This window comes from Rhodococcus sp. T7 (assembly GCF_009872365.1).
Classification (GTDB): Bacteria; Actinomycetota; Actinomycetes; order Mycobacteriales; family Mycobacteriaceae; genus Rhodococcus_F.
Genome location: NZ_WXYH01000124.1, coordinates 1 through 5,890 on the forward strand (window position 1 = coordinate 1; position 5,890 = coordinate 5,890).

General features: G+C 63.3%; 2 protein-coding genes. Both read left to right on the top strand.

The window, feature by feature from the left end; all coding sequences use genetic code 11:
* Positions 1–1,815: condensation domain-containing protein (locus MLGJGCBP_RS15260; RefSeq protein WP_236581111.1), on the top strand; the 1,815-nt coding region annotated here is incomplete at its 5' end.
* Positions 1,816–1,952: 137 nt separating this feature from the next.
* Positions 1,953–5,890: non-ribosomal peptide synthetase (locus tag MLGJGCBP_RS15265; protein ID WP_160096624.1), on the top strand; the 3,938-nt coding region annotated here is incomplete at its 3' end.

Genomic DNA, 5,890 nt, shown 5'->3' on the forward strand with positions numbered 1-5,890 from the left:
ACGCAGGTGGTGTCGCGGTTGGGTGCGGCGTTGGATGCGCAGGTGCCGGTGCGCACCATCTTCGAGGCGTCGACGGTTGCAGGATTAGCGCTGAGGGTCGAAGCACACGCCGGCACCGGCGGACGATTGGCGTTGGTGGCGCAGGAGCGTCCGGAGGTCATTCCGGCGTCCTTGGCGCAGCAGCGGATGTGGGTGATCAACCGGATCGACCCAACCTCGGCTGCATACAACATTCCAGTCGCGATCCGCCTCTCCGGACTGTTGGACGTTGCCGCGCTCGGCGCCGCGGTGCGTGATGTGGTCGATCGGCACGAGGTTCTGCACACCAAGTATCCGGACACCAGTGCCGGACCGTCGCAGGTGATTGTTCCATCGCGCGAGGTGATCGAGAACATCTCACCCATCCAAGTATCAGAGGCTGACGTGTTGTCCCGCGTCACCGAGGTAGCCACCGTGGGATTCGACGTCACGCGGACGGCGCCGGTGCGGGTCGCGCTATTCGAACTCAGCCCAACCGAACATGTGCTCGTCGTGGTTGTCCATCACATCAGTGGCGACGCATTCTCGATCGCGCCGCTCACTCGTGACCTCGTAGTGGCCTATTCGGCCCGCGTCGAAGGCGAATCGCCCCGCTGGGCGCCCCTGCCGGTTCAGTACGCCGACTACAGCCTCTGGCAGAGGAAGGTACTCGGTTCCGAGAACGACCCGGAGAGCGTGATCTCCCGTCAGCTCGCGTACTGGTCGAAGGAGCTGGCTGGGATACCCGAACAACTCGCGTTGCCTACGGACCGGCCGCGGCCCGCCCGTCCTTCGATGCGTGGAGGCACGGTCGCGTTCACCCTGCCGTCCGAGACCGTGACTCGGATCGGAGCGGTGGCGCGCGACAACAACTCCACGGTATTCATGGTTATCCACAGTGCGCTGGCAGTTCTACTGTCGCGATTGAGCGGCGCAACCGACATCGCGGTCGGCACGCCGGTCGCCGGACGAGGCGAGCGGGTGCTCGACGATCTCGTGGGTATGTTCGTGAACACCCTCGTCCTGCGCACGCAGATCGACCCGAGTTCGACATTCGTCGAGCTGCTCACCCAGGCGAGAGAGAAGGATCTCGCGGCCTTCGGTAACGCGGATATCCCGTTCGAGCGGCTCGTGGAGGCGGTAGGCCGTGAGAGGTCGAGTGCCTATACACCGCTCTTCCAGGTCATGCTCACCTTCCAGAACACTGCGATGGGCGCGCTCCAGCTACCTGGCCTGGAGGTCTCTGCACTGGAAGATGGATACGAGCAGGCAAAGTTCGATCTTCAGCTGACGGCTGTCGAACAGATCAACGAGGACGGGCGTCCCGGTGAGATGCAGATGTACTTCACGTACGCATCCGACCTGTTCTCGGCCGAGACGGTTGAGCTGTTTGCTGCGAGATTTGTCCGCATCGTGGAAGCCGTCACCGAAGATCCATCGGTCGCGTTGCGCTCCATCGACATCCTGACCGATGACGAACGTCACCGGTCCGTTCCACAGCACGTCAAGACAGTGGAGGATTTGCCAGACCTCGTGGCCGCGGCCGCCGAGGTTGCGCGAGAGGCGATCGCGCTGAGCCACGACGGGCGGCACGTCACCTATGGAGAGCTCTTTGAGAAGTTCGCGGCCGTCTCGAAGTCGATGGGGGCAGCGCTCAAACCGGAGGCCCTCGTTTCCGTAGCCCTCGCGGGGCTGTTCCCAGGTATTTTGCCTGCGCTCGGGGTCGACGGCTATGCCGGTACCGTGGAAACCCTGATTGCCGAATCGCAGTCCATAGCTCACAGCGGGAGCGACTGAGGCTCGGGCTCTCCCTCGGTGTATACGTCCGAGGCAGAGTGCACGTCTCAGGACAGGTGCGAGGGCGCCTATCAGGTATTATTTTCCGTTTGCGCCGTGAACAAGCGTGCAGTGTCGTCAGTTGGAGGAGCAAGCAGATGTCCGTTGGTATGCCGGGACAGCAGTCGCTGACGATCGAGGATCTGCCGAGGCTGATCTCAGCCGTGGCAGATATCGAGCCTGGTCGCTGCGCACTGCTACACGTCGGCGCCGAGGTCACCTACGAGGTGCTGCATCAGGAACTGACGACCCTCGACTCTTCCATGGGCGGTGTCCTCGGCCCGGATGCCTTGGTTCCGGTGGTCTTGTCTGCTGTGGTGCCCGGGGTGATCGAGTCGGAGTCCGAAGGACTCGGCGGTGTCGTGGACACTCTGATTGCGGATGCTGTGTCGGTACTCGGGGCCGCCGGTTCGAGTGCAGCCCGGACCGAGGTTCCGCGGACGCTCGTCAGCCTTTTCGACGAGCAGGTTGCGAAGTCCCCAGACGCCGTAGCGCTCGAATTCGAAGGCGACGTCCTGACCTACACAGAGTTCGATGCGAGGGCAAATCGCCTCGCTCGGGAGCTGATCGTTCGGGGCGTCGGCCCGGACAGCCTGGTCGGTCTCGGCATTCGGCGTTCGTTCGATCTGCTGGTCGGCATGTACGCCGTCATCAAGGCGGGCGGCGCCTACGTCCCGCTCGATCCGGAACACCCGGCGGACCGCCTGGCGTATGTTCTGGAGACGGCCCGCCCGGTCGCTGTCCTGACCACGTCTCGCGATGAGCTCGAGCTGCCCTCAGGCATGAACGTACTCGAGATCGATGAGCTGGACATCGCGGCACACGCTGATACGCCGGTTATCGACGCCGAGCGCTCCGAGCCGCTGCGTGCCGACAACCTGGCGTATGTCATCTTCACTTCGGGTTCGACCGGTCGCCCCAAGGGCGTCGGCGTTTCCCACCGCGCCATTGTCAGCAACCTTCGGTGGCGTCAGCAGGAGTACGGCTTCACCTGCGAAGATGTCATTCTGCAGAAGACGCCGTTCACGTTCGACGTGTCGGTGTGGGAACTGTTCTGGCCGCTCCAAGTGGGAGCGACACTGCTGATTGCGGCACCCGACGGGCACCGCGACCCGGCCTACCTGGCGCGGACGATGATCGACCGTGGGGTCACTGCGGTGCATTTCGTGCCGTCGATGTTGTCAGTCTTCGTCGCGGAACCGCTTGCCGCACAGATCCAGTCGCTGCGCTACGTGTTCGCCTCCGGTGAGGCACTTCCCGCACGGATCGCCGCACGGTTCCGGGAGATCAGTGGTGCGGCACTCCACAACCTCTACGGGCCAACCGAGGCCGCGGTGGATGTGTCCTATTACGAGACCAGCGACCGCGACGAGATGTCGATCCCGATCGGCGCACCGGTCGCGGATACCGACCTGCTGGTTCTCGACGGCGGGCTACATCCGGTCCCAGTCGGTATCGCGGGTGAGCTGTATCTGGCCGGCGCGCAGTTGGCCCGGGGCTACGTTTCGCGTCCGGATCTCACTGCCGATCGCTTCGTCGCAAATCCCGTCGCGGGAGCAGGCGAGCGTATGTACCGGACCGGAGACCTCGTGCGGTGGCGTGGGACGAGCGAAAACCGCACTCTCGAATACATCGGTCGTACGGACTTCCAGGTCAAGTTGCGCGGTTTGCGCATAGAGCTGGGCGAGATCGAGGCAGCCCTGTTGGAGAACGACGGCGTCTCCCAAGCCGTCGCCCTCATTCATTCGTCCCCCAAGATCGGGGACAGCCTCGTGGCGTACGTGGTCCCGGCGGCCGGCGCCGAGTTCGATTCCGAGGACCTTGCATCCTTTGCAGCCCGGCAGCTTCCGGACTACATGGTGCCGGCACTGTTCATCCGGATGGATACATTTCCGCTCAACTCGAGCGGCAAGTTGGACAGGAATGCGCTGCCGAAGCCGGACTTCACCCAACTGGCGGTCGAATACCGCGCTCCCCGCACGGCAACCGAGGAAGCTCTCGTGAAGGTCTTCGGCGAGTTGCTCGACATCGAGCGTCTCGGCGTGGACGACGGATTCTTCGAGCTCGGTGGTAATTCGTTGATCGCGACCCGAGTGGTCGCTCGGGTCAATGCCGACTTCGGGGTGGCTGTCGAGGTTCGCGAGTTTTTCGATGCGCCGACTGTGGCACAACTCGCGGGGATCGTCGATCGCGCGGCCGAGGCTGGGACCGCTGCCAGGGCTCCGCTGGTCGCAAAGCCGCGCCCCGAACATGTGCCGTTGTCGTTGGCCCAACAGCGGATGTGGTTCCTGAATCGCTTCGATGCGGATTCTGCGGCGAATAACATTCCGGTGGCTATTCGGCTGTCGGGCTCGTTGGATGTGGCGGCGCTACAGGCCGCGATCACGGACGTCATCGAGCGGCATGAGGTACTGCGGACGATATACCCGGAAGTCAACGGGGTCGGCTACCAGCAGTCGGTGTCGACCTGGCAAGCGGTGCCGAACCTTTCACCGGTGGCTGTGGATGAAGCGCGAGTCGTCTCGGTCGTGACGGAGTTCGCCTCGGCAGGATTCGACGTGACATCCGAGGTGCCATTCCGCGCAAGCCTGCTGCAGGTCGCGGAAACGGACTTTGTTCTTGTCTTCGTGGTGCATCATATTTCCGGCGATGGATACTCGATTGCGCCGCTGACGCGTGACGTGATGGCGGCGTATGCCTCACGCGCGAAGGGGCAGGAACCCGAGTGGGCGCCGCTCGAGGTGCAGTACCCGGACTATACGTTATGGCAGTACGAGGTACTCGGGTCGGAGAACGATCCAGAATCGGTGATCGCGAAACAGGAGGCCTACTGGACCGCGTCCCTGGCAGGGCTGCCGGAACAGCTTGATCTTCCCTCGGACCGTCCGCGTCCCGTTGTGGCGTCCAACAGGGGTGCCGGGTACAAGTTCGCGCTTGGTCTCGAACTGGCATCAGCTCTGAATCGCCTTGCACTCGAGCATAATTCGACGTTGTTTATGGTGATGCATTCATCGTTGGCTGTGTTGTTGTCGAGGTTGTCGGGCGCCGGGGATATTGCGGTGGGTACGCCGGTGGCGGGCCGAGGCGATGCGGCACTCGACGACCTGGTCGGCATGTTCGTCAACACGTTGGTGTTGCGGACCGAAGTCGATGCGAGCGAGTCATTCGTCGATCTCCTCGGGCGTGTGCGCGAGACGGACCTGAGTGCGTTCGGGCATGCGGATGTTCCGTTCGAGCGTTTGGTGGAGGTGCTGAACCCGCCGCGTTCGCAGGCGAGGCATCCGTTGTTCCAGGTGATGCTGACGTTCCAGAACATGGGCGAGACCTCGCTGGAGCTGCCGGGCTTGTCGGTGTCGGGTGTGGAGTTCGATGCCGCGGTGGCGAAGTTCGATCTGCAGCTGACGTTGGCCGATGCGATCGGCGTGTCGGGTGAACCGGCGGGGTTGTCGGCGGAGTTCACGTATGCGACGGATTTGTTCGACGAGTCGACGGTGGCGGGGTTCGCGGATCGGTTTGTGCGGGTCCTCGAGGCGGTGACGGTTGATTCTGCGGTGCCGGTGGGGGAGATCGAGATCCTTGATGCGGTCGAGCGGAATCTGGTGGTGTCGGGGTGGAATGACACCGGGCACCCGGTGGATGCGGGTGCGTCGTTGGTGTCGTTGTTCGATGCGCAGGTCGCGCGCACTCCGGGTGCGGTGGCGTTGGTCTTCGAGGGCGAAGAACAGACGTATGCAGAGTTCGATGCGCGGGTGAATCGGTTGGCTCGGTATCTGATTTCGGTGGGTGTGGGTCCGGAGTCGTTGGTGGGGTTGGCGGTTCGGCGGTCGATGGATTTGTTGGTGGGGATGTATGCGGTGGTGAAGGCTGGCGGTGGGTATGTGCCGTTGGATCCGGATCAGCCGGTTGGGCGTAACGAGTATGTGCTCGAGACCGCCGCTCCGGTGTGTGTGTTGACGACTGAGCGTGATGGGTTCGAGGTGCCGGGGCAGGGGTCTGTGATCTGTGTTGACACGGTGGATGTGTCGGGATTCTCGGG